Genomic DNA, 252 nt, shown 5'->3' on the forward strand with positions numbered 1-252 from the left:
GGCGTTTTGATGAGATGATCATGGTCAATAAACGGTTGCTGGTAATCTTGCGCTTGATTAAAACGCTCTCTTAAAGAGCAGATAGGCTCATCCAAAGGCCCATTCTCACTACTGTCGCGATTATCCAAAGTGGCGCTTTCTTTGGGTTTTAACTCCTCAGGTGCCAATAGCGTTAAGATAGACTGATTGATTAACCTTCCACTACTAATTGCCAGCAATTGCTCTGCTTGTGCGTTCAAACGAGTAATCGAC

General features: G+C 43.7%; 1 protein-coding gene. It reads right to left on the minus strand.

Annotated elements, in window-relative coordinates; all coding sequences use genetic code 11:
* A partial coding sequence (locus R0K30_RS22800; protein WP_410613222.1) for a hypothetical protein occupies positions 1–252 on the minus strand: 252 nt, incomplete at both ends.

Origin of the sequence: Bacillus sp. SIMBA_154 (assembly GCF_046536015.1) — a bacterium.
Lineage (GTDB): Bacteria > Bacillota > Bacilli > Bacillales > Bacillaceae > Bacillus > Bacillus pumilus_P.